The sequence below is a fragment of the Bradyrhizobium barranii subsp. barranii genome (assembly GCF_017565645.3).
GTDB lineage: Bacteria > Pseudomonadota > Alphaproteobacteria > Rhizobiales > Xanthobacteraceae > Bradyrhizobium > Bradyrhizobium barranii.
Genome location: NZ_CP086138.1, coordinates 126,744 through 143,547, shown reverse-complemented (window position 1 = coordinate 143,547; position 16,804 = coordinate 126,744). Strand labels below are relative to the sequence as shown.

Sequence of the window (16,804 nt, the reverse complement as noted above, 5' to 3'; positions counted from 1 at the left end):
AAATCTGCCAAAGTAGCGTTAGCACTACTTTGGGTGCGCCGGGAGACCGGCAAGGAATAGATGGTGGAAGTCCATTGCGATGAAGGTGTAGCGAACCACATCGGCCCCGAGCCGTGCGCAGGCGTCCGCGAGGGTGTCGGCGAAGCGTCGGTAGGGGAGCATGCAGGCCAGCCATTGAGCCGCGAAACAGTGTTATCTCGGGAGCCGACGCTGTCCAAAGAGCGGAAGGCAATATGGGCGAGTGCGCAAACGCGAGCACCCGTCCAACCCGGCGTGGTCGTAGACCCTGGCATGTATGGAAGCTCCTTGTACGGGAACCGGGATATCTCCGGGTCGGCCATCTTCCTTCTCGGAGGAGATGGTCCGCAGCGGGAAGGCAAGGAGCTGTAGCCGCTGATGCACGACACGGAGAAGTCTGACTCTGGCATAGTAGCTGAGAAGCCAACGAACAAAGCCGGATTACTGGCGGCGGAGTGGGCGGAGCCAAGGCCGGGGACCAAGGGAAACGCGGAACAGCAGCGCATGCACCGGACACAGGGCCGGGCTCGCATGACCCAGTCGCTGGACCGCGTACGGACAGCCGCAAGGCTGAGGAAGAAGGACCGGTTCACCGCGCTCTTTCACCACATCAATGTCGATACACTGCGGGCGGCGTTCTTTGCGCTCAGGCGTAAGGCTGCTCCCGGAGTGGATGGCATGACGTGGGAGGACTACGAGGAAGATCTCGAGCCCCGGCTCGCCGATCTGCACAAACGGGTCCAACGAGGAGCGTACCCACGACGATGCCGATGTCGTTACGGTCGCCGCTTATGCCGGCCGCCCGAAGGCCTGGCGCGAATGGTCCTCCGAATGGAGGAAGGCCAAGAAGCCGATCAAGGTTTTCCACGCTGTCGACGCGGACAATCGCGAGGGGGAATTCAAGGGGTGGACCCGCGAGAAGCGCGACGAGGTCGTAAATAGGGTGCTGCCGGTCATAATGGGACACCGTATCGCTGGCGTGGTCATTGCCCTCAACAAGACCGAGTTTCGCATGGCTACGGAAGGCAAGGAAGAATTGCTGAAAGCACTCGGCAATCCGTATACGACCTGCTTTCACTGGCTGGTGCAGTCCGTGCTTGAATTGATGAAGCCCAACAAGAAGGAAACTCTCAAATTCGTGCACGAAAACAATAACGACGAGAAAGAAGCCAAAGCCTCGTTCGAATTTATCGCCAAGGACGCAAATCCGAACAAGGTGCCGATGAGATTGCTCTTCGGCGGCAAGCGTGAGCAGATGCCGTTGCAGTCAGCGGATATCCTTGCCCATGAGGCCTATAAGCGGTTCAAGGATCCGGACAAGCCAGAACGAAAGCCATGGCAGATCCTGAGGCCCAAAATCGTGGTGGTTCATCTCGGGAAAGACAACATGGCCAAGCTGGTCCAGTCGCTCGAAGAGATCGTGAAGAATACAAGCGATCAAGCCAGCAGCGCGGCGCGGAAGAACAAGGCGTCCTGAAATGCGTTCGATGCGATCAATGCGCCTATTAATCCCTTGCCGTTGCTAATGAGAAAAACCCCTACCGGGGTTTGCCGCGGCAGGGGTTCGAACACTGCTTCTTTCGACGATCGGCAGACTAGTACCCGGAATCAGAGCTGAGTGATACGGCGGCCTTTGAAACGGCGTTGACGGACCTTTTTCTTGGTCCAGACGAAGGGCTCGGCTCTGTCGTTGTATGCGTTGACGTAGGCATCGATGTGTTCCTGAAGCTGCTTGAGGCTCGTGAAGGAGGTGCCGCTGAGCGACTGCCCCTGCAAGATGGAAAACCATACTTCGACCTGATTGAGCCATGACGCACTTGTCGGCGTGAAATGAAATTGCACGTTGGGGTGGGCCTTGAGCCAGTCCTCGTTCTTTTTATGGGTGTTGAGGTTGTCGAGGATGACGTGAAGCTTGCGGTTCGGAAAAGCCGCGGTGACGCTGTTCATGAAATCGAGAAACTCGACGCGGCGCCGGCGTTTTGAATGGGTCGCGATGATCTTTCCGGTGGCGACTTCGAGCGCCGCAAACAATGTTGTGGTGCCATGCCGCTTGTAATCGTGGCTTTGGCCGGTTAAGGCGCGGCCATTGGGCAACTTCAGATAACCCTGCGCTCGCTCCAAAGCCTGGATCGAGGGCTTCTCGTCCACGCACAGCACAATGGCCTTCGCCGGCGGCGCGACATAGAGGCCGACAACATCGGCGGCTTTGGCCGTAAAGTTCGGGTCGTTGCTCTCGCACCAGGACTTGCGAGCCACCAGGTCAATCTTGTGGCTGCGCAGGAACCGCCAGACATATTGGACATCGACATCGCCCAGCGCCTCGGCCAGCAGGGGGCCGGTCCAGCGCGCAAACCCTTGCGGTGGCGGCTTATCCAGCAGCTTCAGAATCCGCTTGTCGGTCGTCTTCGTATAGATCGGCTGCTTGCCAGGCCGCGGCTTATCTTGCAGCCCTTCAAGGCCATGGTCGGCATAGCGATGCCGCCAAAGGCTGACAATCCGCGGCTGGACCCCAACTTCCTTGGCGATCGACCGGGTGCTGCGCCCATCCGCCGCCAACAGAACTATCCGCGCCCGCTTCAAATCGCGCTGCAACGTCACCGGTGAGCGACAGCACGCCTCAAGCACCTTGCGATCTTTCCTCGAAAGGTGGACTTCTCTTGCTTCGGGTATCATCCCGACCTTGAATCACGACTCACGTTCCAAGAAAAGTGGGTACTAGAGCCACGGCCTTGATCGGCTGCGGCTCGTTTTCGACCGAAGACCAATTCAGATGAACCGGCTTTCCATAGCGGAACGCAATCGTCGCCGGTCCGTCCGGATCATATATGACGTTAGACCATTCCACGCTGATCGAGCCGACGGGAACGGGCGGCAGGTGGTCCTCCAGATGGTCGGACATGAGGTCTATTTGCAGACAGATAGAGCCAGCGCTGAAAATGAAAAGTATGTGCGGAACGACGTCGGTCGGATTTGTCCGACGGAGCAGCGCTCCGACGACAAGCGGCGGTGCGTTGCCGACGGAAGCGAATGACAGGCCGACGCCAAGATTGGGAAAATCGACATTGTCGTCCGCATCGAGGAGCCAGGCACGAAGCTTGGCGTAGTGATTTAGCTCATCGTCGGGCAGCAGCGCGAGACCCATCTTTGCGAGGGCCTTGTAAGCCTGACGTGGTCGAAAGGGCACCCCCGCGACCGGCACGGTCATGCGGAACACGCCTTCTGCAGTTACGGAAACGTGCTGAGCAGGATCCGCATTGTTGGAGAATACATTTGTTCCCTGTCCATCGGCTCCGCCGCGTCGCGATATCACGGAATCGCCTCCCGAGCGTCCTGTTTGCCGGACCTTGTTGGACTTTCCTTTCACGCCACCCAGCGTCAGGCATGGGCTGTCAGCTTTCGCGATAGCGTCGTCATACTTCGAGAATATCTTATTGCAGCCATCGCATTCATCCCGAGAGATAACCCACTTGTTGCCGAGAGCTTCGGGGAAGGTGTGGGCCACCATTCGGAAACGGGCGGGATCTGTTTCGCCGCAATAGCGGCATCGCCCTGCTGCTCCAAGGAACACAGTGCCGCCACCGATCGACGCCTTTACCTGAGCGAGCAACGAATAACGCCCGCCCAAAACAGCGTCGCCTATCCGTGGTCCTTTATCCATGCTGTCCTGAAATTCGATCTGATTCGTCTGGCTACGATAACGCAGTTCGGACAATCGGCGCCTTGCCATATTGATATTGGTGATACAAGTCCCTGCTTCCGTGTGAGCCTTGGGCCTCGGCTTTCCAGCTCGGCCCTCGCCAAGAACTTGCGGTTTTCATTACCAGCGATCCTTGCCGGATGACGCGGTCCTGATCGTCATGTGCGGCGCCGAAAAGGAAGACAAGGCAGCATAAACGAGCATGAAGACTCCATCCTGGACCACCGCACAGACCAAATGAGTGTTGGCGTCAATGGGGCGTATGTTCCGTTCAGGAAGGCGCCGGACGTGATGCAACGTTTCGTTCGACCCGCCCTGTTCTCCACGGGAGATGCGGTCTTCGAGCTTCAGGTCTTTGGTACGGCACTCATGGCAAGGTACCGCGGCTGGGATTTTGCCGCTCACAACTGCCCATCAAGTCAACCCAAGCCGTGGAGCGCCTTCCGCTGCTTCCTTCCGCGTTGTGATCGAGCGCGACGGCAAGCGGCTCGCGGTCGCACCCTCGTCCTTGCACTTGCCGCGCATCGAGGAAGAGGAGTATCGCTCGCTCAGCGATCTGGTCTTCTTCTGTCAATCGGCGTTGGACTGGGACCCCCGATCGGCGTCCAAAGGGGACCCCTTTGATCGGCGAGTCTTGATGGTAGCGCTCGCGGCGTCGGAGCTGGCCGGGGTTGCGGAGACGGCGCGAGCGCGGGTTGTTTGATCGTCGTCGCGGCTTTTAAAGCGCCAGCTGTCGTTACCGGTCTCGACGATGTCGCAGTGATGAGTCAGCCGGTCGAGCAGCGCGGTCGTCATCTTGGCATCGCCGAACACGCTCGGCCACTCGCCGAATGCCAGATTGGTGGTGACGAGGACGGAGGCGCGCTCATAAAGCCGGCTGACGAGGTGGAAGAGAAGCTGACCGCCGGACTGGGCAAAGGGCAAATATCCGAGCTCGTCCAGGACAATGAAGTCCATGCGGGTTAGGTGCTCGGCAAGCCGGCCCTGTCGCCCGTTGCGGGTCTCGGTCTCGAGGCGGTTGACGAGGTCGACCACGTTATAGAAGCGGCCACGGGCGCCGGATCGGATGCAGCTTCGCGCGATAGCGATGGCCAGATGGGTCTTGCCGGTGCCCGTTCCACCGACCAGGACGACGTTGCGTTGCTGGGCGATGAAGCCGCCGCCGGCGAGATCATTGACAAGCGTCTGGTTGATCGGCGTGGCGTCGAACTGGAAGTCTGCGATGTCCTTTGCAAGCGGCAACTTGGCGATGGTGAGCTGGTATTTGATCGAGCGGGCCTGCTTCTCGTTGATCTCGGCGGAGAGCAGATCGCCGACGATGCGCTGGGGTTCGTGCTGGCGTTTGACGGCGGTCGCCATGATCTCGTCGAAGGCGGCCTTCATGCCGTAGAGCTTAAGCTCGCCCATGAGATCGAAGATTTGGGTTCGTTCCATCAGTTTGTCCTCCGGAGGTTGTCGTAGCGGGCACAATCGGCGATCGGCGCATGGCGAAGCGTCAAGGCGGCCGGCGTCATGATGTTGGCCGGTGGGGCAGGTTCACGTTGACGAGCCAGGATGTTGAGCACGACATCGGCGGAATGAACGCCATGAGCGACCGCCTCGGCGCAGGCGGCTTCCACCGCGGGCAATCCGTCTGTCAGCACCGCATTGAGGATATCGACCATCTGTCGATTGCCATCGTCGGCACCGGCGAGTTTGCGCCGTACACGCTCAATCGCTGCGGGCAGCACCCAGTCCTTGAAGGGAGCGCCATTACGCAAGGCACCGGGCTTGCGCACAAGCACGGGCACATAGTGCCAAGGGTCGTAGACCGTCTCGCCGCGACCGAATGATCGCGGATGTTCGGCAACGACCCGGCCGTCCTGGCGGATCACGATGCGGTCCGCATAAGCCTGGACCTCAATGGGCCGCCCGACCGCGCTTGCCGCAACCGAGTACTTGTTGTTGTCGAAGCGCACCAGGCAGGTCTTGGAGACCGAGGCCGGGACGGCATGGAAGCCATCGAACCGACCTGCATAAGGCACGAGATTGGGTCGCTCGGCCTCGAAGATCTCCCAGACAGTCCGGTCGGCGAACTCTGGATGCCGATGCGCCTTGGCGTAGGCGATACATTTATCGAGCAACCAGGCGTTCAGCTCGTCCAATGTCTTGAAGCGCAGTCGCGGGGTGAAAAAGCGTTCGCGGACCAACCCGACCTGGTTCTCGACCTGTCCCTTCTCCCAGCCCGACGCTGGCGTGCAGGCAACCGGATCGACCAGATAATGGCTACACATCTGCAGGAAGCGCTGATTGTAGAGGCGGCCTTTGCCGACAAAGATCGTCTCCACCGCCGTCTTCATGTTGTCGTAGATGCCGCGCCGGCAAGTCCCCTTGAACAGTGCGAACGCCCGGTCGTGGGCGTCAAACACCATCTCCTGCGTCTCGCGCGGATAGGCCCGAACAAACAGCATCCGACTGTGGCAAAGCCGGACATGCGCCGCCTTCACGACCACCGTGGTTCCGCTCAACAGGACGACTTCGTGGCTCCAATCAAACTGGTAGGCTTCGCCGGGCGCAAAGCTCAACGGCACATAAGCTGAGGTCGTCGAGGCGCCACGCTCTCGGCTCCACCGCCGCGCATAGCGACGAACCGCGTCGTAGCCGCCGGCATATCCGAGGCCGCGAAGCTCTTCGAACAAGCGAATCAGCGTCAGCCGTTCGCGCGTCGTCTTGCTCTCGTTCGCCGCCAGCAACCGGTCAAGCTCGGCACTCCACGGGCCCATCTTCGGAAGCGGCTGCGTCTCTCGCTCGTACCGGAACTCCGTCGCCTCCGAGCGGATGACCTTGCGGACCACCTTGCGCGATACGCCAAGCTCCCGGCAGATCGCCTTGATCGGCTGACCATGAACAAAATAAGCGCGACGGATCTTCGCAATCGTCTCCACCACCAGCATCCCAACCTCGGCTTCCATGACTTGATGGAAGCCACTGTGGACCCTTGTCCCGGGGTCCCGATTGGATGCCGATTACCCCGAATACGGGGTCCTTATTCCATGCCGAAACACACCCTGCTGGCCGAGGCGCTGGGCGATGTCGATGTCCAATATGTCTGGCGGTTCCTGCGCAGCCACAAGATTGACCTGGTGGCTCGCAAGTCCTGGTGCGAGAGCAACGACCCGAACTTTACGGCCAAAGCCGCCGATGTTGTCGGCCTCTATGTCGCGCCGCCGGCGAAGGCCATTGTGCTGTGCGTGGACGAGAAGCCCTCGATCCAGGCTTTGGAGCGAGCGCAGGGTTATCTGAAGTTGCCCAATGGCCGCGCCTTGACCGGCCAAAGCCACGATTACAAGCGGCATGGCACCACAACATTGTTTGCGGCGCTCGAAGTCGCCACCGGAAAGATCATCGCGACCCATTCAAAACGCCGGCGCCGCGTCGAGTTTCTCGATTTCATGAACAGCGTCACCGCGGCTTTTCCGAACCGCAAGCTTCACGTCATCCTCGACAACCTCAACACCCATAAAAAGAACGAGGACTGGCTCAAGGCCCACCCCAACGTGCAATTTCATTTCACGCCGACAAGTGCGTCATGGCTCAATCAGGTCGAAGTATGGTTTTCCATCTTGCAGGGGCAGTCGCTCAGCGGCACCTCCTTCACGAGCCTCAAGCAGCTTCAGGAACACATCGATGCCTACGTCAACGCATACAACGACAGAGCCGAGCCCTTCGTCTGGACCAAGAAAAAGGTCCGTCAACGCCGTTTCAAAGGCCGCCGTATCACTCAGCTCTGATTCCGGGTACTAGATTTCAATCCGCAGCCTCCGCCGGCTCATTCACGCCGATCTTTCGCTAAGTACAGGCAGGTCTTAGTTCTACTCGAAGGATTGCGCGGCCGGGTCCTTTGAGAAGCGAAGAACCAGCGTGTCATCGTCTTCGTCAACGCTGCCCTTCTCGAAAGTTATCTCGCTAATCATAAAGCCTTGATCCAGAAATCTGCCTACGGTCGAGCCGCCTTCTGCATCGCCAAGAAAATGGCGAAACTGCTCCTCGGTGATGCGACCTGCCAGAAAATCCTGGAAGGCGCGACTGGACATACGATACGTGATGTCGTTACCGGTCGACGTCATGCTTACACCTTCATACCATCCGCGCTGCTCCGGAGCGAAGGCGCCCTGCCTGAAGAGGGACCGCGCCTGAGAGCCAGTTGAACCGCGGAAGTGGCAGGGTTGCTTCGATCTTGCGCAGGCTGTCCAGGAGGCCAGGGGTTTCAACATCCCAAAAGACGACGGCCTTCCAGCTTCGCTTTGGCTCCTGAGAAAATAGTCGATAATCCTTTTTGGGCACGAAGACCACGACAGCATCGACGCGCCCTTTCTTGTCGGAGAGAAACCGGCGGATGATCTTTTCCGCGGTGGCATTCCGCTCGTTAACGTTCGGGAATGGCGCGCCCAATTCGTCCAGGGTCCTCGATCCGATCTCTGAAAGAAAGATGATCCGATATGTCCCTTCGGGCGCCCCTTCGATTTGTGACAGCTTTTGGCTAAGGACATTGTAGATCGGATTGTCCGTCTCGGAATAGACGCGCGGCGGTCGCGAGGTCCAGAAGTTGTGATACCGTATCTGCTTGTAATTTTTCTTCTCGATCTCGACACATAAGCCGCTCTCCTCAACTCTCAGATGTTGAACCGGCTCATTGTTCGACAGTACCCATTCCTTGATAAGCGCCTTCGCTGCGTCAGATAACATGTAACGCTTCGGCGCGGCGATCCCGCGCATTCTGATTCCGCGCTCAATCTCGGTCGTCTCGGCAAATCGGAAGTACAGATAGTCGCCAAATCCCTTTTTGATCGTATTGGCGTGGGCAACGATGGTCTGCGAACATCGATCCATGAGTTGTTGGCCGGAGATGGAGTTGTCGTTGGTGGACGCTATCTCAACGACCGCGGGCCTATCCGGCAGCAGGCCCTCGACATAGGCATCCGGCTTTTTTCCATTCACCCACCACGCCGGTTCGACCTCCAAGCAGTCGAAATCCCTCATCGCCCAAACCAGCGCCAATTCCATCTCCGCCGGCAAGGCCTGCTCGACGCGCTTATTGTTTAATCGCGCGACCAGATCGGCTCGCTTGTTGCCGTCGAGCAGGGGCCGCAGATCGTTCAACATTGCCTGAATGCGGCGGCGGGTGAATATGGCCATGGCGGCGCGCTTAATTGGTCCAGGAGCGAATCGAACTTCATTGTGGCATCTCGTTGCTCAAACGGTAAGAATCAGGGATACAGCACATCGCAACAACGGTGATTATACCATATAAACAAATAGATAGGATCCTACTTGCATGATTTTTCAATGAAAAAACTTGCAAATCGGCCCTTTTTGGTCTATATTGCCAGGCATGACCAAGCTCGATGAACTCAAGCGGCATCTGAAGCCGGGACAGGCCTATCGGCGGGCCGATCTGGCCCGCTGGTCGACGTCTGTCGATCGGCATCTCAAGGAGCTTGTTGAAAGCGGCACCCTCAAGAAGCTCTCGGGCGGCCTGTACGTGTATCCGAAGGAAACGGCTTTCGGTCTGGCGCCGGCAGCTGACAAGGATGTCGTGAGCGCTTTCCTGAAGGACGACACGTTTCTCCTGGCGTCGCCGAATGCCTACAACAGTCTGGGCGTGGGCACGACGCAGCTCTATGACAAGACCGTGGTCTACAATCACAAGCGTCATGGCGAGTTTCAGCTCGGCAATCGCACGTTCGCCTTTCGGGTGAAGCCACGCTTTCCAAAATCACTGACAAAGGAATTCTTGCTGGTCGATCTCGTTAACAACGTCGATCAGCTTGCCGAGGCCAAGGACGAAGTTCTCAAGCGCGTGGCGGAGCGCGCCGCGGCATCCGATCAGAGGCGCTTGCGTCGTGCGGTGCGCGAATATGGAAGCGAGCGCGCCAAGAAGTTCTTTGAGCGCGCGCTGAGAGCGGACGAATTGCATGCCGCGTGATTTCCTCCACAATCACCCGCAATTTGCGGATCTCATCCGCATTGTGGCGGACGAGAAGGGCATTGATCCGGCCTTGGTCGAAAAGGACTACTGGATCATGCACTGCCTTTACGGACTTGATGAGCTGGGCTTCATTTTCCAGCTCAAAGGCGGCACGTCGCTTTCCAAGGGCCACAAGATCATCAGCCGGTTTTCGGAGGACATCGACATCCTGATCGAACCGTTCCCCGGCCAGGATGTAAAGACCGGCAAGAACCAGAACAAGCCGGCCCATATCCAGTCACGCAAGGACTTCTACGATTGGCTGGCTGGCGAGATCAGGATTGACGGCATCTCGAATGTCGAGCGCGACACTGAGTTCGACGATCTGCCGAACTATCGCAGCGCCGGCATCAAGCTGAATTACACGACGGTCGTGGAGGCCATGGAAGGACTCCGGGAGGGCGTTCTGCTGGAGGTCGGTTTCGACACCGTGGCTCCGAACGCGCCAAAAGACATCAGTTCATGGCTCTACGACCGGGCTGCTGCAAGCAACGTGGACGTCATCGACAACCGCGCCACGGAGGTGCCTTGCTATGACGCCGGCTATACTTTCGTTGAAAAGCTTCAGACCGTCTCGACGAAATTCCGCAAGCAGCAGGCGGATGGCAGCGATCCGGTCGGGTTCATGCGTCACTACTACGATATCCATGAGCTGCTCAAGCAGCCCGACGTTCAGAAATTCATTGGCACGGGAGCCTACACGGCTCACAAACAGGCACGTTTTCGCCAAGGCGACAATCAGAACATCGCTGAGAACGAGGCCATCCTTCTGAGCTATCCCAAGACGCGCGCACAGTACGCGGACGCCTATGAGCGCAGCAGCGCGCTCTACTATGCGGGCAAGCCGACGTTCGAGCAGATACTTGCCGAGATCGGCAAGTGGGCTGACAAGTTATAGCCTTCAGAGCGCAGCGCCGTTGGATAATCACCCTCCGAAACGCCCGCAGCCAGCCCGGCACAAGCCATTCCTTTTGTGGTAAGCCTTTGTCGAGCATGGCACCGCAAACGCTACCGACCGTCCGCGTTTTTGCGCCTGAACTCTGGGGCGAGGTCGACCGCTTTGCCAATTTTTACGGAGAGACCTACAAGTTTTCCGACCGTGACCGACGTGCCGTGAGCGGCGTCGCTACGCATCTCGAAAAGGCGATCACACTCCGAGCCTTAGCCGTCAAATTGAGACCTGGCCTCGATATCGACCGAGATCAACTCAACAAGAACGGGTTTACGCCAGCCGTAAACTCTCGCGAACTGTCAACCGTTATCGAAGCGGCTGTCCTTGAGCTCTACTCCTCGGTCGACTGCACCGTGAAGGTCCTGCATGCCATTTACAGCAAGGGCTCACGGTCATTTCCGGGCTCCACAAGAAAGCTGTTTCAGAACATAGATAAGGTGACCGGCGGTTTTCCTGAAGAGCTAAAGGACGCGATCCGTTCCGCTCACTGGTACAATGGTCTCCTCTATTGGCGCGATGAGCTGACCCACCTCGCCACCGGCGGATGTTCGCTGGATCATAATACGGGCTCTGTCAGCTACATGCATACAGGCATGCGACAGCACGGAAACGCATATATCATCAATGATGTCTTTGCCTGGATCGATGACGCGATCGAGAAGATCAACGCCTTTACCGGCGTCATCTTTCACTTGCTCAATTCGACTTTGAAATCCGCCCTCGTGCAGCAGGTTTGCGGCTTCGTCGAGGGGCGCATTCTGATCAGATACCTCGATCCAACGGAACCCCTCGACTTCAATAGCGGACGATGCTTCGCTTATCAATGGTTCGAGAAGCCCGAAAACCCGACCTGTCCGATCGTCGAGCACTGCGGGGCTTACAAGCGAAAGATGCCGCCCGGCCCGCCGGTCACAGCAGCCTAATCGCCCTGCTTCCAACAAGCCTTCAAGACTTATCTCGGCACGATCATCACGCGAACAGTCATTTTCTCGTTGTCGCCGCTTAAGTCGTTCTCAACACTGCGGGGATTTGAAGTACGTCCTGCCGGGTCGTACACGACACAGTAGAGGCTGCGGCACATCGGATGCTGCTTGTACTTCGCGACATCGACGGTCAGTTGTTCGCCGAGCTGCTTCGTAGTCAGAGAGGGCCGTGTCATCTTGATCTCAACCACCGACTCGACTTCCGGCAGCAAGAAGTCCATGCGTGAAGCACCTCCGGCATAACTCGGAGACCACTCCTCTTTTCGAATGTCGTCGAAATAAATGATCAGCAGCGCGTGAAACAGATCCTGAACGTCGTACTCGTCTTCGACTTCGAGCGTGGGGCGCTCCTCCCGCCTCTCCCGAAGCTGACGGATGACAGCGTGGAGTCGTTCGGCTACCTGAGGCCGACGCGCGCCGTTTCGTGGCAGATACAACTGCAAGACTGCGAGAGAGCAGCCAAATTGCGGCTCCATTTGAGCCGCTTACAGTCCTAGAAGCCTTGACGAGCCACCACCTATTGATGCGCTCTGGAGACGGCGTTGCGTTCCAACATCAGCAATTTCAGGAATGGTATGCGAGCCGCCGCGTTGCCGAATTGATGAAGGCGGCGGCAAACGGTGATGCCGGTGCCCGCGTAGAATTGCGCGCATCCGTCTTGGACCGCCCCTCGTGGGAAGAGTCAGTCTTGTTCGCCGCCGAACGGCTATCGCGAGAGAGTAACGGCGCGGAAGTCGTCGCTCACGCCGTGCGTCTCGCCTTGCCTATCGATCCGATGCTAGCGGCTGAGATGATCTTCCGCGCTGCACCCGCATTTTTGGGATCTCGTACGAGACGATATCATCACGTTCGCCACGCGTTGGCACCAGCCGGGCAAAGCAGATCGTGCCGTTCGCTTTATGATCATGACAGGCCGACCTGAATTTGCCGCGCAGGTTTGGCCCCTCGCGTCAAGCAGAGAGCTGGCCCCGGTTGTTTGGACAGCGCCCCGCTGGATTTAAGTGGATTCCTGCCGGGTTATGCTGAACGCGGGGCTTTACGGTTTTGTCGTTGCGTCGGGAGGGCGTAGCCCGACCAGAGCGACGACAAAACCGTCGGCGACGGTCATGCGGCCATCACCATAGCTTGCGTGCCGAAGTAAGCCTCGTCGGGCGTGCGCCCGTCAAGGCTCGAGTGAGGGCGTCCCTGATTGTAGAAGGCCAGATACTTGGCAATTGACGCTCGCGCCTCGGACACGCTGTCGTAGGCGCGGAGATATACTTCTTCGTATTTGACCGTGCGCCAGAGCCGCTCGACAAACACGTTGTCGCGCCAGGCGCCCTTGCCGTCCATGCTGATGGCGATCTTCGCGTCCAGCAGCACATCGGTGAACTCGAGGCTGGTGAACTGGCTGCCCTGATCCGTGTTGAAAATCTCGGGCCTGCCGTGCTTCGCCAACGCCTCCTGGACCGCTTCGACGCAGAAGGCCGCCTCCATTGTGATCGAGACGCGATGGGCCAGGACCCGTCGGCTGAACACATCGACGACCGCCGCGAGATAGACGAAGCCACGCCGCATCGGAATGTAGGTGATGTCCATTGCCCACGCATGGTCGGGCCGCTCGATCTTCAATCCGCGCAACAGGTACGGGTAGATCTTGTGACCCGGAGCCGGCTTGCTCGTGTTCGGGCGACGATAGACCGCCTCGATCCGCATGCGCTTCATCAGCGTCGCGATGTGGCGGCGACCGGCGTATACGCCCTCCCGCCGCAGCAACGATCGCAGCATACGCGCTCCCGCGAAGGGATAATCGAGATGCAGCTCATCGAGCCGACGCATCAAGGCAAGGTCCTCGGCCGAAACTGGCCGAGGTTCATAGTAGACCGTGCTGCGAGCCAGCTTCAGGACCTTCGCCTGGCGCACGATAGAAAGATCATGATCGCGGTCGATCATCGCTTTGCGCTCAGCAGGCCCGCCTTGGTGAGCGCGCCGGACAAAAAATCGCTTTCGAACGCCAGCTCGCCGATCTTGGCATGTAACGCCTTCAAATCGACCGGCGTCTCGGCCGATGTCTTGTCATGCCCAAACACGCCGGCGGCGCCTTCCAGGAGCTGGTTTTTCCAGATCGTGATCTGGTTCGGATGAACATCAAACAGCTGCGCCAGCTCCGCCAGTGTCTTGTCGCCTTTGACCGCAGCCAAAGCAACCTTCGCCCTGAATGCCGGAGAATGCGTCCGGCGGCTCTTCTTCGTCATCTTCGCTCCTGATTCGCAGCAAGAATCCTCGCCGCTGTCAGGCAGAAAATCCACTCAAGCTACTGTCCGAATTTGCGGGGCCAGCTCTTACTGTTGCGTCTCGCCCGGGAACACAGAGACATCGCAGATGATTACACATGGATGCAGGCCTTCTTGGAACGGGGCGCTGTTGCGTCCGTGCTGCTCTATCTGGATCTCTATAATGAGGGCGTATTCGGTCGCGGCCCCAACGGTGTCGACGCGTGGCATATCGGACGCCAGCTCGCGGCCTATGCTCAGAGATCCCCAGAACTGAACTCCGAGTTGCAGACGCGATACGAAAGCATTGGCGATGGCCCGGGCCGTAAAGTGCTCGAACAATTTTTCGGCGAAGCGGCAGGAGAGAACGACATCATTGCCATGGTGAAGAAGTATGCTGCGACCAAACAGCCTTACGACGGTCAGATGCACCGAGCCCTGGAAGCCGGAGCGACGGAAAAAGTGCCCATTGGAGAAGACTCCAACGCCTATAATGTCTACCCCGCTCCGGTAGGCGAATTGCGTAAGGCGCTTTTTGGCATGCTGTATGGCTCGCCTACTGAGGCCGCCATAGCGAGAAGATGCCTAGAAGAGATCGATGAGCTTCGGGACGAACACGGCATTGCGGCCGACGACGGTCGGCACCCAGATGTCATGTCCGAGCGTCCATGGCCACCCGAAGCGAAGACCTGATAATTGGAAACCGTCGCGGCCAAACCGTTCACGTCGCGCTGATCTGGCCGAGAAGCTCATCCAGTGTTGCAAATTGAACCCCAAACTCCGCCGTGAGCCAGGCTCGGTTTGTAGGATCAAGAATGGATCGGCCCGCGGCGTGGGCTTGATCATTGGTGCACAGAATATCGTTTCGATAGCCTATGTGGGCAGCGACGAGCTCCCCGTCCGCCCATTCCGCACAAGCCTTGCGAAACCTCTTCTCGTCCTGGAGTACTCCGCCGGCACCCTGCCACCCGCCAGCGGCTTCAAACGCAGCCCTACCTACGCCCCGAGCTTCAATTCGGGCCAAGGCATCGATTTGGCGTTGCTCGCGCTCGCCGGCGCCGCGCGCCCCCTGCGCAAAAAGCGCCGGGTCGCCGATCTCCGTAGGGCTAGGTAATCCGAGCCATGACGCCGTGCGCATAAGCCTGATACCTGCGTCGAACGCACTTTTTAGCTTCGCGGATTGCATCTCAGGCAGGCCAGGATGTCGGGCGTCATCGGGGCCCATCGTCATCTGGATATGGGGCTTGCCGTCCCTCTCAACTACGGAAACCTGCACCTGCATTGTTGGCTCGGAAAAATAGGATGTACGCTCGCTCTTACGGATTGCTTCGATCCGAAAGCCCGCTTCACTTATGAATCCCGCGATCTGGTTTGTGGCGCGCGCGGCGCGAATAGTGGTCCAATCGCGGTCCGCTGGATCGAAGATTTTTTCCCAAGCGTTGCTGTCGAACGATACCCGCATAAGCAAACCTTATCCGTGAACGAAGCTCATTTTCGTCACGAGTTTCGCGCCGCTTTCTGCCAGCATCAAGACTACCTCCATGCTGCGTCCATGCTGCGTGGAGCCGCCGCGAGTGCTTGGTAGTCCTTGAAATTAAACGGGAATTTTTGCGAACCGCTCGGCGTCGGAATTTGCAGCAAGGAGTCGCAGATTTTGCCTGTTTTTGTTGAGGTTTCGTAGAAATTGGTAGAGCGAAAGGGCGCAAAAGCGGACATCCCGAGTGGAATCAAAATCCGCTGCCAAATGCCTGCGCTCGCAGTTACGAAGCCTAGTACCCGGAATCAGAGCTGAGTGATACGGCGGCCTTTGAAACGGCGTTGACGGACCTTTTTCTTGGTCCAGACGAAGGGCTCGGCTCTGTCGTTGTATGCGTTGACGTAGGCATCGATGTGTTCCTGAAGCTGCTTGAGGCTCGTGAAGGAGGTGCCGCTGAGCGACTGCCCCTGCAAGATGGAAAACCATACTTCGACCTGATTGAGCCATGACGCACTTGTCGGCGTGAAATGAAATTGCACGTTGGGGTGGGCCTTGAGCCAGTCCTCGTTCTTTTTATGGGTGTTGAGGTTGTCGAGGATGACGTGAAGCTTGCGGTTCGGAAAAGCCGCGGTGACGCTGTTCATGAAATCGAGAAACTCGACGCGGCGCCGGCGTTTTGAATGGGGCGCGATGATCTTTCCGGTGGCGACTTCGAGCGCCGCAAACAATGTTGTGGTGCCATGCCGCTTGTAATCGTGGCTTTGGCCGGTCAAGGCGCGGCCATTGGGCAACTTCAGATAACCCTGCGCTCGCTCCAAAGCCTGGATCGAGGGCTTCTCGTCCACGCACAGCACAATGGCCTTCGCCGGCGGCGCGACATAGAGGCCGACAACATCGGCGGCTTTGGCCGTAAAGTTCGGGTCGTTGCTCTCGCACCAGGACTTGCGAGCCACCAGGTCAATCTTGTGGCTGCGCAGGAACCGCCAGACATATTGGACATCGACATCGCCCAGCGCCTCGGCCAGCAGGGGGCCGGTCCAGCGCGCAAACCCTTGCGGTGGCGGCTTATCCAGCAGCTTCAGAATCCGCTTGTCGGTCGTCTTCGTATAGATCGGCTGCTTGCCAGGCCGCGGCTTGTCTTGCAGCCCTTCAAGGCCATGGTCGGCATAGCGATGCCGCCAAAGGCTGACAATCCGCGGCTGGACCCCAACTTCCTTGGCGATCGACCGGGTGCTGCGCCCATCCGCCGCCAACAGAACTATCCGCGCCCGCTTCAAATCGCGCTGCAACGTCACCGGTGAGCGACAGCACGCCTCAAGCACCTTGCGATCTTTCCTCGAAAGGTGGACTTCTCTTGCTTCGGGTATCATCCCGACCTTGAATCACGACTCACGTTCCAAGAAAAGTGGGTACTAGTC

At 58.4% G+C, this 16,804-nt stretch carries 15 protein-coding genes and 2 pseudogenes; 6 read left to right on the top strand and 11 right to left on the bottom strand.

Annotation, left to right across the window (positions count from 1 at the left end):
* Positions 1 to 24 precede the first annotated feature (24 nt).
* Complete coding sequence (locus tag J4G43_RS53960) at positions 25 to 162, bottom strand: hypothetical protein (RefSeq protein ID WP_171901125.1); 138 nt, start codon at positions 160 to 162, stop codon at positions 25 to 27.
* Positions 163 to 961: 799 nt separating this feature from the next.
* Between J4G43_RS53960 and J4G43_RS53955 the strand changes: the two genes are divergently transcribed.
* Entirely contained in the window at positions 962 to 1,495 is a 534-nt protein-coding gene (locus tag J4G43_RS53955; RefSeq protein WP_208089645.1) for a hypothetical protein, read from the top strand.
* 131 nt (positions 1,496 to 1,626) lie between these two features.
* On the opposite strand, the gene J4G43_RS53950 is transcribed toward J4G43_RS53955, so the two are convergent.
* The 4 genes and pseudogenes from J4G43_RS53950 to istA all read right to left on the bottom strand — a co-directional run bounded on the left by J4G43_RS53950 (position 1,627) and on the right by istA (position 6,648).
* The gene (locus tag J4G43_RS53950) at positions 1,627 to 2,691 is read right to left on the bottom strand and encodes an IS630-like element ISRj1 family transposase (RefSeq protein WP_026192128.1); all 1,065 of its coding nucleotides are present in this window, start codon (positions 2,689 to 2,691) and stop codon (positions 1,627 to 1,629) included.
* Positions 2,692 to 2,710: 19 nt separating this feature from the next.
* Positions 2,711 to 3,730 (bottom strand): HNH endonuclease, encoded by a 1,020-nt coding sequence (locus J4G43_RS53945; RefSeq protein WP_157790571.1) that lies wholly within the window; start codon positions 3,728 to 3,730, stop codon positions 2,711 to 2,713.
* Positions 3,731 to 4,285: 555 nt separating this feature from the next.
* A complete protein-coding gene (gene istB, locus J4G43_RS53940; RefSeq protein WP_208083951.1) occupies positions 4,286 to 5,149 on the bottom strand; it encodes an IS21-like element helper ATPase IstB in 864 nt (287 codons plus the stop codon).
* A pseudogene (gene istA, locus J4G43_RS53935) lies at positions 5,109 to 6,648 on the bottom strand (IS21 family transposase). Before istA ends, istB begins: the two are co-directional and overlap by 41 nt.
* A gap of 114 nt (positions 6,649 to 6,762) precedes the next feature.
* Between istA and J4G43_RS53930 the strand changes: the two are divergent.
* Positions 6,763 to 7,485: pseudogene (locus J4G43_RS53930) on the top strand (IS630-like element ISRj1 family transposase); the annotation flags it as partial.
* Positions 7,486 to 7,566: 81 nt separating this feature from the next.
* Here the strand turns inward: J4G43_RS53930 and J4G43_RS53925 are convergent.
* Both J4G43_RS53925 and J4G43_RS53920 read right to left on the bottom strand, forming a co-directional pair.
* Positions 7,567 to 7,821: a hypothetical protein gene (locus J4G43_RS53925; protein WP_028154617.1), complete on the bottom strand. Its 255-nt coding sequence runs from the start codon at positions 7,819 to 7,821 to the stop codon at positions 7,567 to 7,569.
* A 10-nt stretch (positions 7,822 to 7,831) separates the two neighbouring features.
* Entirely contained in the window at positions 7,832 to 8,890 is a 1,059-nt protein-coding gene (locus J4G43_RS53920) for a hypothetical protein (protein ID WP_208089644.1), read from the bottom strand.
* Between the two features lie 196 nt (positions 8,891 to 9,086).
* Here J4G43_RS53920 and J4G43_RS53915 point away from each other — a divergent pair, with 196 nt between their 5' ends.
* From J4G43_RS53915 to J4G43_RS53905, 3 genes are all read left to right on the top strand, one after another.
* Positions 9,087 to 9,680: a hypothetical protein gene (locus J4G43_RS53915; RefSeq protein WP_166354491.1), complete on the top strand. Its 594-nt coding sequence runs from the start codon at positions 9,087 to 9,089 to the stop codon at positions 9,678 to 9,680.
* Positions 9,670 to 10,620 (top strand): nucleotidyl transferase AbiEii/AbiGii toxin family protein, encoded by a 951-nt coding sequence (locus J4G43_RS53910; protein WP_038945625.1) that lies wholly within the window; start codon positions 9,670 to 9,672, stop codon positions 10,618 to 10,620. The genes J4G43_RS53915 and J4G43_RS53910 overlap by 11 nt, the downstream gene beginning before the upstream one ends.
* A gap of 95 nt (positions 10,621 to 10,715) precedes the next feature.
* Entirely contained in the window at positions 10,716 to 11,597 is an 882-nt protein-coding gene (locus tag J4G43_RS53905) for a hypothetical protein (protein WP_049808081.1), read from the top strand.
* A 29-nt stretch (positions 11,598 to 11,626) separates the two neighbouring features.
* Here the strand turns inward: J4G43_RS53905 and J4G43_RS53900 are convergent, their stop codons facing one another.
* Positions 11,627 to 12,133, bottom strand: a complete 507-nt coding sequence (locus J4G43_RS53900) for a PD-(D/E)XK nuclease domain-containing protein (RefSeq protein ID WP_049808080.1) — start codon at positions 12,131 to 12,133, stop codon at positions 11,627 to 11,629.
* Positions 12,134 to 12,761: 628 nt separating this feature from the next.
* Positions 12,762 to 13,891, bottom strand: a protein-coding gene (locus tag J4G43_RS53895; RefSeq protein WP_208089675.1) for an IS3-like element ISRj2 family transposase whose coding sequence is annotated in 2 segments (ribosomal slippage) — positions 12,762 to 13,639 and positions 13,639 to 13,891 — 1,131 coding nt in all. Because the reading frame shifts where the segments join, the coding sequence is not laid out codon by codon here.
* 141 nt (positions 13,892 to 14,032) lie between these two features.
* Here J4G43_RS53895 and J4G43_RS53890 point away from each other — a divergent pair.
* On the top strand, positions 14,033 to 14,602 hold the full coding sequence (locus J4G43_RS53890) for a hypothetical protein (protein WP_157790344.1): 570 nt from the start codon (positions 14,033 to 14,035) through the stop codon (positions 14,600 to 14,602).
* A gap of 28 nt (positions 14,603 to 14,630) precedes the next feature.
* Here J4G43_RS53890 and J4G43_RS53885 read toward each other — a convergent pair whose 3' ends face one another.
* Positions 14,631 to 15,371, bottom strand: a complete 741-nt coding sequence (locus tag J4G43_RS53885) for a hypothetical protein (RefSeq protein WP_208089643.1) — start codon at positions 15,369 to 15,371, stop codon at positions 14,631 to 14,633.
* Between the two features lie 320 nt (positions 15,372 to 15,691).
* A complete protein-coding gene (locus J4G43_RS53880; RefSeq protein WP_208089642.1) occupies positions 15,692 to 16,756 on the bottom strand; it encodes an IS630-like element ISRj1 family transposase in 1,065 nt (354 codons plus the stop codon).
* Between the last annotated feature and the right edge of the window lie 48 nt (positions 16,757 to 16,804).